Origin of the sequence: Oceanobacillus sp. FSL K6-3682, assembly GCF_037976165.1 — a bacterium.
In the GTDB taxonomy this organism is placed as follows: domain Bacteria; phylum Bacillota; class Bacilli; order Bacillales; family Amphibacillaceae; genus Oceanobacillus; species Oceanobacillus sojae.
On record NZ_CP150263.1, the window covers coordinates 4,638,817 to 4,657,812 of the forward strand.

Consider the following 18,996-nt stretch of genomic DNA (forward strand, 5'->3'; position numbering starts at 1 on the left):
TCCCGGAAACTGGTTAAAAAGGTAAGAGACGCACAGCTTCATTTAAAGGTATATCTGGAAATCAAACAAACAGTGCAATATGAGCAGTTTCACCCATATTGCACTGTTTAAAAAATCTATTTCAGCTCCGGCCAGAATGCTTTATTCACCTCGATTAAGTCATCTAAAATATCTTTTGCTACTTTTGCACTCGGCACAGTTTTAGATAAAGTGATAGCCTGCCATAATTTTTGATAAGAGCCTTCTTCAAACGCTTCTACTACTAATTTTTCCACGCCAACCTGCTGTTCCATCAGGCTTTTTTGGAATCTCGGTATTTCACCTACAACCAGCTTTTCCGGCCCTTTGCTGCCGACGATACAAGGAACCTCCACCATTGCTGTCGGGTCAAAGTTAATAATTGCCCCATTGTTCTCTACAATCATCAGCATACGTTCTTTTGTATTAAAGGCAATCGCTTTTGCCAAGTCAACAATGTAAGAAGCATGCTCATCGATGGTCAGCTTTGTTTCCTCCGCTGAACCTTTCTCGATAATATCCCGGCACTCACCAAAAATAAATTTCTCACGGCCTGCCATTACTTCATTAGCACGTGTATATTCTTTATTGGAATGAGCAACTTCATAGTCTGGATACAGATAGTATTTTAAATACGTGTTTGGTACTGTTGAAGGATCAAGCACTTGAACATCCTTTGCTTTTTTAAGTGTACTGTTCCAGCTCTCCTGCTGTTCCAATTCAGACGTTCCATCCGTTGCGTAACCATGCTGACTCACATGCTCTGTCACTTTGGACATCAGGCTGTTTCCTTGCTTGTCACGGATATCTGTCCACCAGCCAAAGTGATTCAATCCATAGTAATCTACTTCCATCTCTTTACGTGATGATAACCCTAAGTTTTTCGCAATCAATTCTTCAATACCAATTGGCATATCACAAATATTTAAGATCTTAGAGTTTGGTCTTAATTTACGTGTTGCCTCTGCAACAATAGCTGCCGGGTTAGAATAATTTAACATCCAGGCTTCTGGGGAATACTTTTCCATGTAGTCTACCAATTCCAGCACTCCCGGGATGGAACGCATACCATAAGCAATTCCGCCTGGACCGCATGTTTCCTGCCCTACAACCCCATGCTTCAATGGGATTTTCTCATCCTGTTCACGCATGGCATATTTGCCGACACGAATATGTGCCATGACAAAGTCTACGTTAGTAAATGCTTCTTCAGGATTTGTGCTGGCCAGTAAGCTTATTTCCGGTGCACGTTCTTTTAATAAAATCTCACAAGCATCTGCAATCGTTTTTTGTCTGTCCCCATCATTATCATAGAGTTTAATCGTATCAATCGGGAACTCATCCAGATAATCCAACAGCATCAAAATAATTCCCGGTGTAAATGTACTTCCGCCTCCAGCAATGGTAATGTTAAACTTTTTCATAATAAAACTCCTCCTCATATATGTTTAAAGTTTCGCTTCAAAATAATCTCTTACTTGCGGTACACTCAGGCCAACAATCACCTGTATACTTTGACCGCTTTGAGCTATTCCGTGCGCCATTTGATTATTTGTAAAGTAATCATTTCCTTTGACCAAATCAGGGTCATTGACTGTCACACGCAGTCGTGTTGCACAGTTTGTAACATCTTTAATATTTTCTTTGCCGCCAAGTCCTTCTAAGTAATAGACCGCCTTCTCTTCATACTCAGAATCATATTTAGGAGCTTCCTCTGCATGATTACCATCATGTTTCGCATTTTGATAATCCTGTTTTGTGTATAATTTAACCTCCTTCTCGTTTTTACGGCCTGGCAATGGAATATCGAATTTAACAATAAGCCATCTGAATATGACAAAGTACAATGCTACAAAAATAAACCCTATAATAGCTTGGACTATATAAATTCCTCCATGATTGGAAGAGAGCGGAATCCAGTTCAATGCAGCTATCTCAATAAAGCCGGAGCCCATCATGCCAACGACACCAAACATGTTCATAATCGTCACCATTGTCGCTCCAAGAAGCGCATGGATAACAAATAGGTATGGCGCAATAAATAAGAATGTAAATTCAAGCGGTTCGGTAATGCCTGCAAATACTGCTGTTAATGTAGCCGGCAATATTAACGCAAGTACTTTCTTTCTGTTTTCTTTAGGTGTTGAATAGTACATGGCGAGGGCAATACCTAAACAGCCAAACATTTTAATGTTTCCATGCATTAAGAATCCATATGGATAGAGATCCTTTAAGGCTGCTGTTGAGTTAGCAAATTCATTTAAATGGGTAATCCAGTATGGCTTTAACCCTTCATTGACAGCTGCCGGTCCATATTCAAACGGTGTATAGATAAAATGATGCAGACCCGTTGGAATTAAAACTCGTTCCAGGAAATGAAATAGCCAGACACCGAGATAACCAGCCTGTGTAATGAATCCTTGTAATGAGCCGATTCCCTGCTGCACATACGGCCATACAAATGCAATAAGAAAAGCAAAAGGGATCATTACAAAAAAGCCAATAATGGTAACGAATACAAGGCCTTGGAAAATTCCCAGCATTTCAGGCAATTTTTTATCATAAAAATGATTGTGAATCCAAATGACAATGCCTGATATTGCAATAGCACCAATAATATTTGTATCCAAAGTCGGGATACCTGCAATCTCTTTTACACCTGTTAAGTTTTCAACTCCCTGGGATAAATCTACTCCAAAGGTAGATGGCCAAAGGGTTAAAATAGCATTGATATAATTGTTAAAAACCAGATAAACCATCAACGCCGCAAGTGTTGCACGTGCTTGCGCTTTCTTAGCAAGTGAAATGGGCAGCCCAATAACAAAAGCCAGCTCCATATGATCAAAAATTGTCCATCCTCCACTTTCAATAAGCGACCAGATGTTATACCACATCGTACCCTCTTCAGCGATGCTCCCCATGATAGCCGGATTTTTAAATAAAGTTGCAAGTCCGACAACAATACCAAAGAACGCAAATAAAAGAACAGGAACAATCATCGCACTGCCAAACCGCTTAATTGCATTCATAAACAAAAACTCCTTCGTCTTAATCTGTAATTCCAATATATAGGCAGCGCTTACAAATTCCAATAGGTTTGACGTGTTTAGAAATAGCATAGTAACATTAGATTATATTTTCATAGAACGAAAATATTTTCAGCAGAAGGGGTGAACGAGATGATTTTAGATAAACTGGTAAACCAATACTTTGATGATTTAAATGAGAACGACTTACATATTATTAAAACGATTCATGAACATATTGATGAAATGAAGACGATGAAAATTCAGGATCTGGCTAACTATGCTCATACTTCCATCTCTTCCATCCATCGCCTTACCAGAAAGATAGGTTTAGATGGCTATAGTGATTTAAAATCTTATATTAAATTAAATAGTTTCACCGAAGAGACAACTCAGGATTTAATGGAGCTGCTCAACCAGGATATACAGCAGACAATGAAGTACATGGAGCAGCTGGACTTTTACCAGCTAAATCAGCTGATTGATCGCGCTCCTTATATCTATATTTACGGCACAGGAACGGCACAGCTGGATTTAGCCAATGATGTACAGAGGCAATTATGGTCGCTCCATAAGAAATCCCAGGTAATGCGAAGTGAGCGGGACTTTACAGATGGACTTGGGGAAATTGATAAGGACGATCTGTTATTTATTATTTCTTTATCTGGAGAATCGAAAAACCTGGATGAAATCATTCATATGATTAAAACAAGAAATATTAAATATATCAGCGTAACAACATTGCGTAATAATTTACTTGCTCAAAACGCAATGTTTAATATCTATGTAAACAGCACACCATTTTATCTGTATAATAAAGTGGACAACTCGAGCTTTCTGCCGTTCTATATTGTTTTTGATATTATTCTCAGAAAGTTTAGTGAGTGGAAGATGGAACAGCTGAAGAAATAAAAATTAATTAACAAGCAGCGCTTAGGAGGAGCCCTGTATCCTCCTTATTTAAACCAAAGAACCTCCTGCATAATAAATTTGCACTGCTGATGTGCTCCATTATTATGCAGGAGGTCAATTATTAGAAAGAAATAGAAGAACAGCATGACAGAAAAGCTGTTCTTCCTTTTTATGTTAGTTGGTAAATGATTCTTTCTCCTTATTCTCCTCCTCTTCCTTCTCCCTTTCCTTTTTCAACCGCTCCTGGCGCTGACGCTGCCGATAGCCATAAGTCGCATTCAGCACAACATCTTCATCCTCTAACGCTGTACCCAGCGCACCAATAACTGTAGCCACACTGGCAGCAATCCAGGCAATATAGAAATAATTACTTAGCCCTGGGGTCCCCGTAAGCTGATCCTCCAGCATCCCCATTGGAATAAAAACAAATACACCGACAAGGAATAAACCAAACAGCATGACATAGTAAATACACACCGTAATCAATAAAGTAAAAAATGTCGTCGCATTATACAGCCTTCGCACATAGCTGATATTCTGATCCCGCTTCCTCTCCCATAACCGATGAATCAAAATAATCCATACTGTCATCGCCAATATAGAAAAGACAGTAAGCAAACACATTCTGAAAATCGTATAATGCTCGCTTAATAGCCACAGGGTTGGAAAAACAAGTGCATAAGAACCCGTAGCAAAAGCAATGATCAGGATTTTCATAAACGACGGAAACAGAGACCAGGGCCGATTGGCTCGTACCATTCCAGCCAATAAACGGATAGAAATACTTCCTCTGCGTCCGACTGTAAAACGCACATCCAGGTATTCCTCTTCCCCATCATTTGGTGTTTCACGCTTAAGCGGAGACAGCCAGCCAAGAAATCTGCTCGTCATTAGATTTTTCGAATCATCCACATCAATCCCTTTATGCTTGCTTCTCTTTGACTCAATACGCAATGCAGAACGCTCCCGGCTCTCCTCTGAGCTCCCATAGTACATTTCATTAACGAGCTGCATGATAGATTCCCGCAAACGCCTGATCATAAAGGTAGAGCCAAAGCTGGGCATGCTAATCAGCGCTATATTTTCATCCTCATTTGCCTCAGCCACAATCATTCGATTTTCTATAAACAATGGAATGTCCGTCAGACAGACCGCATAATCCCATTCCTTCTCCTCTTTCTTTTCCTTTGTTGCCTCCAGTATTTCTTTAGAATTTGCTCCCCCGCCGAGCAAGGGATCTTCTATATAATCAATTTTCCATTCTACTTCTTCTTTTACATAATAATCCAGCAATGATGGCAATTCATTTTGCAGCCTTGCTCCTATTTCTTTTGGATAACCAGGTGCAGTTATTAGACCGATATATTCTGTTGTTTCACTCAAATTAGTTTCACCTCTATTTTTTTGTCTGCTATCTTCTGGTATAACTATGTTCCTTTAACCGAAAAACGGAAAGATTAAACACTTCACTCCTAGAATTAAAATGAATCTGACTTCTGTCTAACCTTACCCATCATGTAATAAATATTAATTAACCTTGAAAAAATACATCTTTATTAAAAATAAAACTTCTACTAACCTGAATTTGCCCTTTTCCTCATAATTCATCAGCATCTGGATACGCTGTCATAATAATAACTCTATATTATTTTTTCTGAAAATTACTTGTTATCCCTCTATATTTATGTTAAAGTTTTAAAAAGTTTAAACTTCTTTTTCTTAAAAATGAAGGAGGGACTTCTTTTTGGAAAATGACCAACCAATTAAAGAATTAATTGAAATGCATTTTAATACCTTATCAAAAAAACAGCAAAAGGTAGCGAATTTCGTATTAAATAATCCAACCTTTGTTGGTACACATTCCGCAGCTGAGGTTGGAAAGAAGGCCGACACAAGTGAAACAACAGTTATTCGCTTCTGTTATGCACTTGGGCTTGAGGGCTACGCGCAGCTGCAAAAGAAAATCACCTTATTTGTTTTTAACCAAAATAGTGTCAGTACACTGGGGAATTATTTTTCAGCTAAAAGGAAGCTGTTTAATGATCACCATCTGATTGAGAAAGCAATGGAAAAAGATATAGCGCAAATTGACAGAATTGCTAAACAAATAGATAAAGAATTATTCTATAAAGCCACTCATCAATTACATCAAGCAAAAAAAATATATATTATCGGAGCCGGTGCATCACAGTTCCCTGTCCAGTGGCTCCATTTTACATTAAATATCCTGAGGCCAAATGTATCAATTATTCAAACAGATACACCGGAGCTTATTCGGACAATGCAGGAAATAGATGAGGACTCTGTCGTCATCGTTATTTCCTTACACCGCTACTTTAAAGAACCGATTCATATCGCGGAAGCCCTTCATAATCAGGGAGTAACTTTGCTTGCCATAACTGATTCCAAGCTGGCGCCGATTCAAAAACACTGTACCCATGCTTTTATATTGGAGCAAACCGAAAAATCAACAATTGATTTAATGCCATCACTTATTTCCTTCCTTAATTTAATGGTAACAGGAATGATGACATTTGATCCGGATTATTATGATAAGCAGCGCGTGAACTTCGATGATTTTAACAATAGTTTTATTTCTGACAGATGGAGTTGAGAGTAATGACAAATCAACAATTAGCAGAACGATTACAGCCAATCTTTGAGCATTTTCATAAGAACCCGGAAATAAGCTGGAACGAAGTAGAAACAACAGCATATCTGGTGCGTTTTTTGCGCCAGCAGGGTTTAGAACCGCATACATTTGATAATATGACAGGATTATATGTAGACATCGGGAAAGGGACTCCCAAGGTTGGGTTCAGAACCGATATAGATGCTTTATGGCAAGAGGTCGATGGAGCATTCCAGGCAAACCATTCATGCGGTCATGATGGTCATATGACCGTAGCTCTCGGTGCTGTCCTTTTATTAAAAGAGCTCGAGCCTACCTTGCCAGGAGCTGTTCGCATCCTTTTCCAACCGGCCGAAGAAAAGGCACAGGGGGCAAAGGCTTTTGTTGATCAGGGTGTTATCGATCCGCTCCAGTTTTTATTCGGTACACATGTCCGCCCTCTCATAGAATTAGAAGATGGAACCTACGCACCAGCACTGCATCATGGCGCAGCTAAGCTTTTCACTGGAGAGATCCATGGTGCAGAAGCACACGGTGCAAGACCGGAGCAGGGAGCAAATGCTATTGAGGCTGCAGCAGCGCTGATTGACGGCCTTAAGCGTATTTGGATCAGCCCTGCTGAATCTGCTTCTATCAAAATGACACAAATACAGGCAGGCGGAACATCAACAAATATCATTCCGGGCAGTGCAGCATTCAGTATTGATGCACGGGCACAAACAAATGAAACAATGGATGCTTTGACCGCAGGCTTTGAAAAGGCTGTTAAAGCTGTCAGTACACTGTATGATGTTTCCATTGATTACAAAGTAGATGCACATATTGCTGCAGCTCAAGTGGACGACACAGCCAAATCCATTATGAAGCAGGCAATTATCGATGTGGCAGGAGAAGAAAATTGCGCGCCGGAAGTCATTACACCAGGTGGAGAAGATTTTCATTTTTATACGTATTCCAAGCCGCAGCTGCAAACAACGATGCTTGGTCTCGGATGCGGGGTTACACCAGGACTCCATCATCCAAAAATGACATTTAATCGAAAACGCCTGCCGACCGGAGCTGAAATTATTACACGGGCACTTGTTCTGGCATTACAACAGACAAAGAAAGAAGCGATCCAAAATGATTCAATATAAAGAACTGAAAACAATGGCAGAAATGGAACAAATGCAAGAGCTTGAAGGAAGAGTGTGGGGAATGGCAACTCTCCCCACCCACCAGACGCTTACCGCAGTCAAAAACGGAGGCATCATTGTCGGAGCTTATGCAGACAGCAAACTAGTCGGCTTCAGCTATGGATTTGCAGGCTTCGATAACGGCAAAAGCTATCTATGCTCTCATATGCTTGGTATTGACTCGGCATACCGTTCCCAGGGTATCGGAGAAACGCTGAAGCAAAGACAACGGGAAATCGCCATCCAGAAAGGTTATGACATGATGAAGTGGACATATGATCCGCTGGAAACACGTAATGCCTATCTTAATCTCACCAAGCTGAACGGTATTTGCAACACCTATATTGAAAATTGTTACGGCGAAATGCAGGATGGCTTTAATAAAGGGCTTCCTTCAGACCGCTTTGAAATCCATTGGCATCTGAAAAGCCCATACGTGGTTGAAAAACAATTGGTAAACCCAGAAAACCCGATAGCTTTAAATACACTAACCTATAATCAGGCAGGCTTACCCGCCTTTCACAAAGAAAAACAACCACCTGAATTAACTGAATATTCCTATTCCATCAATATACCTAGGGATTTTCAAGGTCTAAAAGCAGCAAGTCAAGATTTAGCGATGGATTGGAGACTGCAGACAAGGGAATTGTTTCAGAAACTTTTTAAGGCTGGCTACGCAGCTGTACGACTGAAAGCCCTTGAAAACTACGGAAAATATATTTTTGTAAGGAAAGAAAACTTAGACCTTGGAGGAGATCAATCATGAAAATAAAAGAAATTACTATTCGTCATTTGCAAATGAAATTAAAAGCACCTTTCACTACAAGCTTTGGCACATTTACGAACCGGGACTTTTTATTACTGGAAGCAAAAGATGAGGATGGCACCATCGGCTGGGGGGAATCTGTTGCATTTCACGCACCTTGGTATAATGAGGAAACATTGCAAACCAACTGGCACATGCTGGAGGATTTTCTAATCCCGCTTATTTTAAATAAAGAATTAAAACACCCTGATGAAGTAAATGAAATCTTTTCAGCCATCCGGAAAAATAACATGGCAAAATCAACACTCGAAGGAGCCGTCTGGGACATTTATGCACAGCAGACCAACCAGCCTCTCGCAAAAGTATTAGGCGGAGCAAAAGAAAAAATTGAGGTCGGTATCAGTATCGGCATTCAAAAATCCATTAATGATCTCGTCAAATTAGTAGATGGCTACATTCAAGAAGGCTATAAACGCATGAAAGTAAAAATTAAGCCCGGCTGGGATGTAGATGTGATGCGTACATTACGTGAAAAATTCCCGGACACAGCCATTATGGCAGATGCTAATTCTGCCTATCGTTTAGCGGATATTGACCTGTTAAAACAGTTAGATGACTTTGACCTGACTATGATTGAACAGCCATTAGCATCCGACGATATTATTGATCATGCAAAATTGCAAAAGGAACTCAAAACACCAATCTGCCTAGACGAAAGCATTCACTCATTAGAAGATGCACGTAAAGCAGTCGAGCTCGGAAGCACAAAAATTATTAATATTAAAATCGGCCGGGTCGGCGGATTAACTGAAGCGAAGAAAATCCACGATTACTGTGCAGAAAACGGTATTCCAGTGTGGTGCGGCGGTATGCTGGAATCAGGAATCGGCCGTTCACATAATGTTGCCTTAACAACTCTGCCAAACTTTATTTTACCTGGTGATACTGCCGGATCCAGCCGCTACTGGGAAAAAGATATTATTACACCGGAAGTTGTTGCAGAAAATGGTTATATTACCGTTCCAACAGAAGCTGGAATTGGTTATGAAGTAGACCGGGAAGCTGTAGAGGCTTACACCGTAGCAAAGAAAGATTACAGATAAGGGAGATAGTCAGATGAAAAAGAGTTTTCAAATAGGAAGCGCCTTTGTTGGTCTTATTGTCGGAGCTGGATTTGCATCAGGGCAGGAAGTTATGCAATACTTTACCAGTTTTGGTATTTGGGGAACAGTCGGCGGAATTATCGCCACCCTTCTCTTCGTCTTTTTAGGCTACACCTTTGCCCAGCTGGGAACCGACCTGCAGGCAGCCTCCCATAAAGGCGTTATTTATTATATAGGCGGACGTTATATCGGAGCAATATTGGATATCTTGATTACCTTTTTCTTATTCGGTGTAGCCGTCGTTATGTTTGCTGGCTCCGGATCCACCTTTGAGCAAATGTTTGGAATTAATACAATGGCAGGAAGCATCATTATGGTGGCATTGACTATTCTGACATTACTATTAAATACACAAAAGATTATCGGCATCATCGCAGCCATTACACCTTATTTAATTGCGATTATCTTTATCATTTTAATCTATTCTATTTTCACAATGGATTTATCCCTTACTGAAGCAGATGCCATAGCAAAAGAACAAACTTCTGCAGCATCGAACTGGCTGTTAAGTGCTTTTCTCTATGTATCTTACAACCTGGCAGCAGGTGCAGCATTGCTAATCGTTATGAGCGGCGGCGAGAAAGACCGTAAAATTGCCGGTCTTGGAGGTATTTTAGGAGGCGTTATGCTTGGCGGTTTAATTATCCTGATTCACATCGGTATGTTCGTAAAAATAGATGTAGTTGCGGGAATGGACATGCCAACCCTTGCATTAGCGGAACAAATTCACCCTATTGTTGGTATTCTGATGGCCATTGCCCTGCTTGGTATGATGTATAATACGGCAGTTGGTATGTTTTACTCCTTTACCGTACGATTTATCGCACCTGATAGAAAAGCCTATAAGCCTGCTGTGGTTATTATTGGGTTACTTGGATTTGTGGCAAGTTTTGCCGGATTTACAACACTTGTCGGAAAGGTATATTCTACGATGGGTTATCTGGGATTTGCTTTGATTATTGCAGCGATTATTGCCTGGTTCAGAAGAGGTAAGGCCAAGGTATAAATATTTGAAGCGGCATTCTCAAAACAAAGCTATTTAAAATATCTTCTTTTAAAGTAATTATCAATTCTTATTGTCTTTATCATTTTATTGTGATAAATTTTATTCGTAATCAAAAAATAAATAGCACCCCGTATATTCCTGGTAATATGGTCCGGGAGTCTCTACAGAGTAACCGATAATTACTCTACTATGGACGGTTAATTATAATAGAACACACTGACTGAGCAAGTACACACGGAGTGTACTGATTTTTTGTTGTTGATTCTAGTTATCTGGTCGTCTATCTAAAATAGGCGGCTTTTTCTATATACAACCTGATTACATCTAATTGGCGGCTGGGATCATTCTATTATAATTACTGATAAAACCAACCTCTATTTAATTAATGCAGATATGCGGGTGCAAATGGAGGAAATGCATGGATATTTTAAAGGATATTCTGGCAGCATTAAGCGGTGTGCTGAATGGACTGCCTCAGGGCCTGTTAGCATTAGCATTCGGCTTTGCTTCAGTCCCTACTGCTTTAGCATTTATTGTCGGAGCTGTGGGAAATGCCTTTACTGGAACAGTAGCAGTCATTTCATTTCAAGCAGAGTCTATTACTGTTGCCGGTACGTTAGGGAAAAATATGAAGGAAAGGCTGTCTATGCTTTTCTTTGGAGCCTGTTTCATGGTGATCATTGGTGCCTTCCGTTTACTGGAGCGCATCGTGGAATGGATTGGCCCCGTTGTTACAACAGGTATGATGGCAGGAGTTGGTCTGATGCTGACAAAGGTAGCCTGGGATATGGCTAAGAAAGACAGACTGGCTGGAATTATCTCCTTTGCCAGTGCACTGGTTACTTATATTGCGACGCAGGATCTCGTTTATACCATCGCCGTTTCAGTGATTCTTTCCAGCTTGATTTACTATTTTGTTCACAAAAATGATACTGCCGGCGCAGCTCAATCTCTTCCTAAAGAGAAGATAGCACTCCAGCCCTTTGTTTTTAATCCAGCTGTTATCCGTGGAGCTCTGGCATTGGCCTGTTTAAACATTGGTGCTAATATCGCCTTTGGTAATATTAATAGTGCGATTGCTGAAAAAAGCTTAAATCTTGATGTTCTTACTGTCATCAGCGGTGTTGCTTCTATGGTCTCTGCTCTATTCGGCGGCGGTCCTGTTGAAGTTGTTATTTCTGCCACAGCCAGCGCTCCTCATGCCGTCTGGTCAGGCGTCTTAATGATGGTTATCATGGCAATTATTCTTCTTTTTGGCATCCTGCCGAAAATAGGGAAATACATACCGACCGCATCGATTGCAGGCTTCTTGTTTGTTCTGGGAGCAATCGTTACATTACCGGGTAATGCAATCGAATCTTTAACAGCAGATGGTTCTGGCGGCATCGTCGGAGCAACTACGGTTGTGGTAACATCCATCACCGATCCTTTTGTCGGTATGGTCGCAGGTGTCGTCATGCAGTTCTTAATTAATTTATTCGGATTCTAATAAAACGAGGTGGACAGAATGAAAACATTTGAGATTGATATAAAAGGCTTGAAAAGAGTATTGCCAATAGTTGCTGTAGCAGAGGATTTAAAGATTGCCAGTTTTGATATTCTGGGAGATACGGAATTAGTCACTTATCTTGCTCCATTATTAGCAGAAAAGCTGCCGGAAATTGACTATATCGTAACAGCTGAAGCAAAAGGTATCCCGTTAATTCATGAAATTTCAAAAGTGTTAAAAATGGATAAATACATTGTTGCGAGAAAAAGCATTAAACCTTATATGCAGAACCCGCTGATTAAAAAGGTAACCTCCATTACAACACAAAAGGAACAGACCTTGTGTCTTGATGGAAAAGATGCTGATTTACTTCATGGAAAAAGAGTTGCCATTATCGATGATGTAATCAGTACAGGTGAATCTGTACGTGCTCTGGAGGAGCTTTTGGAAGGAGCAGGTGCAAATGTTACAGCAAAAGCTGCTCTTTTAGCAGAGGGCAGTGCTGCCGAAAGGAAAGATATTATCTTTTTAGAGGAATTGCCTTTATTTTAGGTAAGAATATAAAAACATCCGAATCCTAAAACGAAATTTTGTTTTAGATCCGGATGTTTTTGATTAGAATGATAAGCCTGAATTATTTGCCGGCTTGCCTTTAGATACCTTTCCCGCTCTTTAAAATATCCATTGGTAAAGTAGAAGGCGTCTCAAAATTCGATTTCATATTATAATATTTCTGATCCTTGCTGGAAGTATATAATCCCTGCATTGCTTCTAATACATGAAGGCCAAGTAAACCATCTGCCCGATGCTGCCTTTGCCTGAGGATAGCATCAGCCATGTCTAAAACTCCTATTCCCCTGCTATTTCCTCTGAAGCTATGTGTAAGCGGTACTTCTTCAAAATCTAATTGGCCCTGTTTTTTCACGTAAACTGAACCAGAAAAATTATTAGGATCCGGAACGATAAGACTGCCGGTGGTACCATGAATTTCAATATTAGAGCTTCTCGTTCCCCACACATCAAAACTCGTAATAAGTGTACCTATCGCTCCGTTTTGGAAATCCAATAAACCTGCTACATGTGTCGGTACATCGACATCGATTTCTTCACCGTAGTTAATTTCTCCAGTAATTACCCGCTTAGGAGAGGATATCTTTGCCATACCTGCCACACTCTTTATCGGCCCTAACAAAGCAGCTAGTGCAGTTAAATAATAAGGTCCCATATCAAATAGCGGTCCCGCCCCTTGCTGATATAAAAATCCCGGGCTTGGATGAAAGCTTTCCGGTCCACGGTACATCATAAATGCAGTAGCAGCAAGGGGAGCGCCTATCCATCCGTCATCAATTAATTTACGTGCTGTTTGAATTCCGGCACCTAAAAAAGTATCTGGAGCTACCCCAACTAACAGATTCTTTTCTTTTGCCAAACGCATAATCTCTTCGCCATCTTTTAATTCTGTTGCTAAAGGTTTTTCACTATAGCTATGCTTGCCAGCATCAAGTGTTTTAAGATGAATTTCCGCATGTGAATTCGGATTGGTCAAATTAACTACTAATTCAATATCCGGATTAGCTAAGAGCTCTTCAACCGTACAAGCTGCCGGTATACTAAATTCCTGTGCTTTCTCCTCAGCTCTGGAAATATCTAAATCAGCACAAGCTAATACCTCTATGTTATAAAACGCTTTCAAATTCTCAAAATAAATAGAACTAATATTTCCACAACCGATAATTCCCACATTTATTTTTTGCATATTTAAGATCCTTTCTTTCTACTTTTAAAAAGCCTATTTTAAACTCTTCATAATCTAATTATTTTAGTCCCTGTTCCTTAAATCAGCAACAATAGAAGCGTGAAATTTATCCAATTTGTAAAAAAAGAGAGCTATAATTTGAGCAATAGTCAGGACAATCAAACCAGCATACATAATAACTCTTATCATATCCTGAGCAGAAGCAGTAATAGCGTCAGGGTTATATCCTGCCCACGCCAGAGCATATGCCACTGCAGCCGATCCAATGGCAATACCAAATTTAGTGGCAAAACTATAAGCAGAGTACAGTAATCCATCTGTTCTTTGCCCATATTTCCACTCCTGATAGTCGATAGAATCTGCTAATAAAGCAAAGTTTGCAGCACCATTAACACCAATAAAAGTAAATGCGATGAAAAAGACTGTTGTAAAAACAGTAAATGATCCATTTTCCAATAAGAGCATGGCAATAAATAACGGAACACAAAGTGTCAGTAAAATAATACTCCCATTTCTATTGCCCAATCGTTTAAGAATAAAAGGGGCAATGGCTCCTCCTACAAAATTCGCGACATTTGCCAGAGTTAAATATAGCGGAACCATTTGCGGCTGTTCTAATACATAAGTTACATAGTATATTAACACCCCAAAGAATAGACCGATACGCAGAAAATAAATCAAAGAATTGACTGCCACCATCAACCAGGGTTGGTTTTTAAACATGTTGACCGCAGCTTTTCTAAACACTATCGGATTATTTTTATCAACAGGTTCCGTAAAACGTTCCTTGCAAAACTTAAAAGTAAACATAAATAAAACAACGCCAACTACTGAATAAAGAGCCATCGTAATAGGGAACCCCAGCTGCTGGTTACCATTTCCCAATAAATCAACCAGCGGAAGTGTAAGAGCAGAGACCGCAATTGATCCGGCAGCGAGTCCCATCATTCGAAAACTGCCTAATTTGGACTTCTCAATGGAATCCCTGGTCATAAGAGGCAATAATGCTCCATAAGGCAAATTGATCCCTGTATAAATCATACCTAATAGAAAATAAGTAACATACGCATAAATTATTTTTCCTGTATTTGAAAAATCAGGAGTTATAAATGTCAGAACACTCAAAATCGCGAACGGAACTGCTAAGTATAATATATAGGGCCTGGCTTTTCCATGTTTTGAATTTGTTTTATCTACAATAATACCCATAATAGGGTCATTCACAGCATCCCAAATTCTTGTAATTAGAAAAAGCGTCCCAACCACTGCAGCTGATATCCCAAAAACGTCTGTATAAAAGAAGAGCAGATAACTTGTTGTCATTCCCCAAACAAAATTTGAAGCTAAATCGCCAAAACCATAACTGACTTTTTCCAGCATTCCTAATTTTTCCGGTTTTCCTTTTTTTATTTCCGGCACTGCAGGACTAACATTTAATTCTGCCAATACGTCTCTCCACCTCTCCTAAAATTATTTTTCCATCTGAAATTTATCTGCTTAAGAACAAGTTTTTCATATAAAATGCGTGTTTAAAAAGTAGTCAAATTAGAAGCAAGAAGATCCAGGCGACGTGACTTTTCCGAACGGAGCGTATGCTTTTAAATACGTGAGTAACGGAAAAGTCACGTCAACGCAGAGATTCGCCGCTTATCATTTGGGAACTTTTTGAACATCCTCATAAAGATAGCCCGAGTAACGATTAAATGAACCTTTTCTCGGGCTGCCCTCTGCTTCGTTTCTTCTTTTTCTACGTACAGTTATCACAATACATTCTTGGGTACAATAAATAATGTTTAATTTAATTCAACAACTTGTCCAGTCTCTGCAGACTTATAAATTGCTTCTAAAATTTGTGTAACAACGAAAGCTTCTTCTGGTTTTACCAAAGGCTCCGTATCATTTAAAATACTATCAATCCATTGGGTTGCTTCTGCATCTCTCTGCTCAAGAGTCTCCCCTGAAAAACCGTATATTCCTCCAGCTCCCGACGGCGTTGTCTCCACTAATTGATTATGAGCAACATGATTAAATACAACGTAACCTTTATCTAAAAATGCTTCACCAAACATTTCTGCACCGCCTTTTGTACCACAAAGGGTTACTTGCGCTTCTTTTGTATTTACCATATTGAGAGCCCATGCAGATTCCAGAAAGATTGTTGCACCATTTTCCATTTTTATAAAACCAAAAGCCGAATCTTCAGTCTCAAATGACTCTGGGTCCCAATGACCAAACATGTTTCCTTCAGGTCTATCTTTCAGTTTCTGATAAGTCGAACCAAATACACTTTTAGGCTTATAATTGTTCATACACCATAGTGCTAGATCTAATGCATGTGTTCCAATATCGATCAGCGGCCCTCCTCCCTGTTTTTCCTTATCAGGGAAAACGCCCCATGTCGGTACACCTCTTCTTCTTACCGCATGTGCTTTTGTTAAATATATATCACCCAGTTCATCATTCTTACACGCCTCATGCAGCATAATGGAGTCCTGACGGAAACGATTTTGATAACCTATGGTTAGTTTTTTACCTGTCCGCCGTGCCGTTTCCAGCATTTGTTCCGCTTCTTTAGAATTAATAGCCATGGGTTTTTCGCACATAACATGCTTTCCGGCTTCCAATGAATAAATTGTAATTTCTGCATGAGATATATTAGGTGTACACACATGAACTACATCAATATCTATTTCTTCCAGCATGTTCTTGTAATCTGTGTATGCTTTTGCTTCACTACTTCCATATTCCTTTAATGCTTGTTCAGCTCTTTCTTTTATGACATCACAAAAACCAACCAGTTCTGTTTTATCCGTAAGCTTTACAAGAGCAGGAAGATGCTTCTGCAGAGCGATACCTCCACATCCAATAATGGCTATTTTCAACTTATTATCTATATTCAAATGTATCAGCCTCCAAAATAACTATTCATTTAGCATGTTTTTTAAATTTTTGTAACTGATTTCAATACTCTCCAGTTGATTTCTAGTTGTTAAATCCTGTTCTACTAAGATATATTCTGCACTTCCAATATCCTCCGCCGTTTTAATAATTTCTGGAATTTCCATCATTCCATCTCCAATTTCTGTGAAATACTCTGGCTGGGAGAATGGAATGAAAGCGTCAAAATCAATGACCGCATTCTCATCTATGCTTTCAAAAGCGTTCACCGGATTCGTTGATGACGGCATATCCTTCTGATGAATAATTTTACATCTCTCTTTTACTTTTTTAAGATAGTCTACAGGGTCTACGCCGCCCCTTAATGTCCAATAAGTATCAAATTCCAGTTTAACCAGCTCAGGATCGGTGTTTTTCAGTATAATATCAAGAACGTATTCTCCATCGAATTTTTGAAACTCTTGAAAATGGTTATGGTAATAAAAGTCAAGACCCTTCTCCTTACACTTTTGTCCATATTTGTTTAGTGTTTTACTGAACTCTAAAACCTCTTGTTTATTACTGAAAAATGCAATTGAACAGCCTATGCCTCCACTTCCCAGCTCTAAATTATAAGTTATTGCCTCTTCTATAATTTCATCAGTAAGAGGTGATACATGCATAGAAATCGCCTTAAGTCCCAGCTCTTCTAATCTATTTTTTAAATCTTTCGCTTCCAGGCCTTCTATCTTCATCTCTTTATCAGCATCATGGATAAAAAATTCTAAATTCCGATAGCCAATATCAGCAATCTTTTTTAATGTAGAGAAATAATCTTTTGCCAACTCATCACGTACTGAAAACAACTGCAATCCCATAGATAATGTCATATGCATCCCCTTTTCCTTTTTTGTAATCGATTACATTTTATTTTTAATTAATCGCAACCATCCAGGCTATACTACCTTTTTTCAAAGATTGATATTAGTATTCTTAAACATTAAAGATAGTTTACACTCAAATTTCAGCAAATGTAATCGATTACTTAAAAGTCTATAGCTCCTCAAAAATAATGTCAAGCGAAAATTCAAATTTGTCAGTTTTTTCATTATTTACCAATATTTATTATTAATAAGTCCCTTCAGGTGGTCTCACGAATTATTAAATGGTGGTCCAAAACTAGGCTTTCTACTTCTTCTCCTCTAATCTTACTCATAAGCATCTGAACTGAAATACTGCCCATATCATACATTGGTTGTGCTACCGTAGTTAAGGGAGGATATACTACATTCGAAAATTCAATATTATCAAAGCCAAACAAAGCCATCTCTTCCGGTACCCTCAACTGATTAATATGTAACTCTTTCAACGCTCCTACTGCTAATACGTCTGAAACAGCAAAAACAGCAGTTGGCCGATCGGCCTGGTTCAACAGGACTCTCATTGCCTGCTGTCCCGACTCAAAATTTAGATGCTTTGTATTATAAATCCAATTATCTTTAATTTCCAAGTCAAATTCCTTTAGCGCTTTTTCATATCCTCTGTATCGTTCTGATGCATAAAGAAATTTTTTATCAAAATTGATAAGCCCTATTTTTTTATGTCCCAGCTTGATTAAATGCTTAACAGCTTGATATGCTGCCCGCTCACTGTCAATCGTTACATAAGACAGGGTATTATCTTTAGCATATTCACTACACTGCACAATTGGATATTTAGTGGAAAGCTCAATTAATCTCTCCTTATTCACTGTAGGATCCATTGAAATTATGCCGTCAGCCAGTTTATTTTTAATCATATTAAAGAATATAACTTCTCTAGCAGGATCTGAGTCTGTTTCACACAAAAGAATATTATATCCAGATTCGATTGCTTTATTTTGAATACCATTTATTATTTGCGCGTAAAACGGGTTGGAAATACTGGGTAAAAGCACCAAGAAAAGCCTGGTTTGAGATGTTCTTAAGCTTCTTCCCAAAACACTGGGTTCATAATTTAACTCTCTGATTGCATTTTGAACTTTAAACTGCGTATGTTTTCTAACTTTATCCGGGGTATTAATCACACGTGAAACTGTAGCAACAGAAACACCTGCATATTTGGCAACCTCCTGTATAGTAGCCATTAGTATCTCCTCCATTCTTAAAAGTAATCGATTACATAATATTTTTCATCT

Annotated in this window: 16 protein-coding genes and 1 riboswitch; of the genes, 8 read left to right on the plus strand and 8 right to left on the minus strand. The window is 39.1% G+C overall.

Translation table 11 applies throughout. The annotated features are described in order from the left end of the window. Nucleotides 1-116: 116 nt before the first annotated feature. Both MHH51_RS22440 and MHH51_RS22445 read right to left on the minus strand, forming a co-directional pair. Entirely contained in the window at nucleotides 117-1,442 is a 1,326-nt protein-coding gene (locus MHH51_RS22440; protein WP_147211375.1) for a 6-phospho-alpha-glucosidase, read from the minus strand. Between the two features lie 24 nt (nucleotides 1,443-1,466). Beyond that, a complete protein-coding gene (locus tag MHH51_RS22445) occupies nucleotides 1,467-3,047 on the minus strand; it encodes an alpha-glucoside-specific PTS transporter subunit IIBC (protein WP_339283688.1) in 1,581 nt (526 codons plus the stop codon). A gap of 150 nt (nucleotides 3,048-3,197) precedes the next feature. Between MHH51_RS22445 and MHH51_RS22450 the strand changes: the two genes are divergently transcribed. Beyond that, nucleotides 3,198-3,956, plus strand: coding sequence for a MurR/RpiR family transcriptional regulator (locus tag MHH51_RS22450; RefSeq protein WP_147211377.1), 759 nt, complete (start codon nucleotides 3,198-3,200; stop codon nucleotides 3,954-3,956). A 174-nt stretch (nucleotides 3,957-4,130) separates the two neighbouring features. Here the strand turns inward: MHH51_RS22450 and MHH51_RS22455 are convergent, their stop codons facing one another. Further along, nucleotides 4,131-5,339: a CDP-diacylglycerol diphosphatase gene (locus tag MHH51_RS22455; RefSeq protein ID WP_147211378.1), complete on the minus strand. Its 1,209-nt coding sequence runs from the start codon at nucleotides 5,337-5,339 to the stop codon at nucleotides 4,131-4,133. Nucleotides 5,340-5,700: 361 nt separating this feature from the next. Here MHH51_RS22455 and MHH51_RS22460 point away from each other — a divergent pair, with 361 nt between their 5' ends. The 7 genes from MHH51_RS22460 (at nucleotide 5,701) to MHH51_RS22490 (ending at nucleotide 12,739) form a co-directional block, all read left to right on the plus strand. Next, on the plus strand, nucleotides 5,701-6,570 hold the full coding sequence (locus MHH51_RS22460) for a MurR/RpiR family transcriptional regulator (protein WP_339283691.1): 870 nt from the start codon (nucleotides 5,701-5,703) through the stop codon (nucleotides 6,568-6,570). A 5-nt stretch (nucleotides 6,571-6,575) separates the two neighbouring features. Further along, the gene (locus MHH51_RS22465) at nucleotides 6,576-7,724 is read left to right on the plus strand and encodes an amidohydrolase (RefSeq protein ID WP_156986203.1); all 1,149 of its coding nucleotides are present in this window, start codon (nucleotides 6,576-6,578) and stop codon (nucleotides 7,722-7,724) included. Beyond that, entirely contained in the window at nucleotides 7,711-8,529 is an 819-nt protein-coding gene (locus MHH51_RS22470; RefSeq protein WP_339283694.1) for a GNAT family N-acetyltransferase, read from the plus strand. The genes MHH51_RS22465 and MHH51_RS22470 overlap by 14 nt, the downstream gene beginning before the upstream one ends. After that, nucleotides 8,526-9,632 (plus strand): o-succinylbenzoate synthase, encoded by a 1,107-nt coding sequence (gene menC, locus MHH51_RS22475; RefSeq protein ID WP_147211381.1) that lies wholly within the window; start codon nucleotides 8,526-8,528, stop codon nucleotides 9,630-9,632. The genes MHH51_RS22470 and menC overlap by 4 nt, the downstream gene beginning before the upstream one ends. Nucleotides 9,633-9,645: 13 nt before the next feature. Beyond that, nucleotides 9,646-10,698 (plus strand): hypothetical protein, encoded by a 1,053-nt coding sequence (locus tag MHH51_RS22480; RefSeq protein WP_147211382.1) that lies wholly within the window; start codon nucleotides 9,646-9,648, stop codon nucleotides 10,696-10,698. 108 nt (nucleotides 10,699-10,806) lie between these two features. Further along, a riboswitch (purine riboswitch) is annotated at nucleotides 10,807-10,908 on the plus strand. Between the two features lie 208 nt (nucleotides 10,909-11,116). Next, nucleotides 11,117-12,187: an NCS2 family permease gene (locus MHH51_RS22485; protein WP_339283697.1), complete on the plus strand. Its 1,071-nt coding sequence runs from the start codon at nucleotides 11,117-11,119 to the stop codon at nucleotides 12,185-12,187. An 18-nt stretch (nucleotides 12,188-12,205) separates the two neighbouring features. Then, nucleotides 12,206-12,739: a phosphoribosyltransferase family protein gene (locus tag MHH51_RS22490; protein WP_147211384.1), complete on the plus strand. Its 534-nt coding sequence runs from the start codon at nucleotides 12,206-12,208 to the stop codon at nucleotides 12,737-12,739. A 100-nt stretch (nucleotides 12,740-12,839) separates the two neighbouring features. Here the strand turns inward: MHH51_RS22490 and MHH51_RS22495 are convergent, their stop codons facing one another. From MHH51_RS22495 to MHH51_RS22515, 5 genes are all read right to left on the minus strand, one after another. After that, a complete protein-coding gene (locus MHH51_RS22495) occupies nucleotides 12,840-13,943 on the minus strand; it encodes a Gfo/Idh/MocA family oxidoreductase (protein ID WP_147211385.1) in 1,104 nt (367 codons plus the stop codon). 63 nt (nucleotides 13,944-14,006) lie between these two features. Beyond that, the gene (locus tag MHH51_RS22500; RefSeq protein ID WP_147211386.1) at nucleotides 14,007-15,389 is read right to left on the minus strand and encodes an MFS transporter; all 1,383 of its coding nucleotides are present in this window, start codon (nucleotides 15,387-15,389) and stop codon (nucleotides 14,007-14,009) included. Nucleotides 15,390-15,736: 347 nt separating this feature from the next. Continuing rightward, nucleotides 15,737-16,837, minus strand: a complete 1,101-nt coding sequence (locus MHH51_RS22505; protein WP_339286352.1) for a Gfo/Idh/MocA family oxidoreductase — start codon at nucleotides 16,835-16,837, stop codon at nucleotides 15,737-15,739. Nucleotides 16,838-16,864: 27 nt separating this feature from the next. After that, a complete protein-coding gene (locus MHH51_RS22510) occupies nucleotides 16,865-17,710 on the minus strand; it encodes a sugar phosphate isomerase/epimerase (protein ID WP_198048631.1) in 846 nt (281 codons plus the stop codon). Nucleotides 17,711-17,961: 251 nt separating this feature from the next. Further along, complete coding sequence (locus MHH51_RS22515; protein WP_339283701.1) at nucleotides 17,962-18,945, minus strand: LacI family DNA-binding transcriptional regulator; 984 nt, start codon at nucleotides 18,943-18,945, stop codon at nucleotides 17,962-17,964. Nucleotides 18,946-18,996 lie beyond the last annotated feature (51 nt).

What these genes read in the sequence shown, in the direction of transcription:
- MHH51_RS22515 (WP_339283701.1), bottom strand. Translation starts at nt 18,945, where the DNA reads ATGGCTACTATACAGGAGGTTGCCAAATATGCAGGTGTTTCTGTTGCT.
- MHH51_RS22495 (WP_147211385.1), bottom strand. Translation starts at nt 13,943, where the DNA reads ATGCAAAAAATAAATGTGGGAATTATCGGTTGTGGAAATATTAGTTCT.
- MHH51_RS22510 (WP_198048631.1), bottom strand. Translation starts at nt 17,710, where the DNA reads ATGACATTATCTATGGGATTGCAGTTGTTTTCAGTACGTGATGAGTTG.
- MHH51_RS22445 (WP_339283688.1), bottom strand. Translation starts at nt 3,047, where the DNA reads ATGAATGCAATTAAGCGGTTTGGCAGTGCGATGATTGTTCCTGTTCTT.
- MHH51_RS22450 (WP_147211377.1), top strand. Translation starts at nt 3,198, where the DNA reads ATGATTTTAGATAAACTGGTAAACCAATACTTTGATGATTTAAATGAG.
- MHH51_RS22490 (WP_147211384.1), top strand. Translation starts at nt 12,206, where the DNA reads ATGAAAACATTTGAGATTGATATAAAAGGCTTGAAAAGAGTATTGCCA.
- MHH51_RS22470 (WP_339283694.1), top strand. Translation starts at nt 7,711, where the DNA reads ATGATTCAATATAAAGAACTGAAAACAATGGCAGAAATGGAACAAATG.
- menC (WP_147211381.1), top strand. Translation starts at nt 8,526, where the DNA reads ATGAAAATAAAAGAAATTACTATTCGTCATTTGCAAATGAAATTAAAA.
- MHH51_RS22480 (WP_147211382.1), top strand. Translation starts at nt 9,646, where the DNA reads ATGAAAAAGAGTTTTCAAATAGGAAGCGCCTTTGTTGGTCTTATTGTC.
- MHH51_RS22485 (WP_339283697.1), top strand. Translation starts at nt 11,117, where the DNA reads ATGGATATTTTAAAGGATATTCTGGCAGCATTAAGCGGTGTGCTGAAT.
- MHH51_RS22440 (WP_147211375.1), bottom strand. Translation starts at nt 1,442, where the DNA reads ATGAAAAAGTTTAACATTACCATTGCTGGAGGCGGAAGTACATTTACA.
- MHH51_RS22465 (WP_156986203.1), top strand. Translation starts at nt 6,576, where the DNA reads ATGACAAATCAACAATTAGCAGAACGATTACAGCCAATCTTTGAGCAT.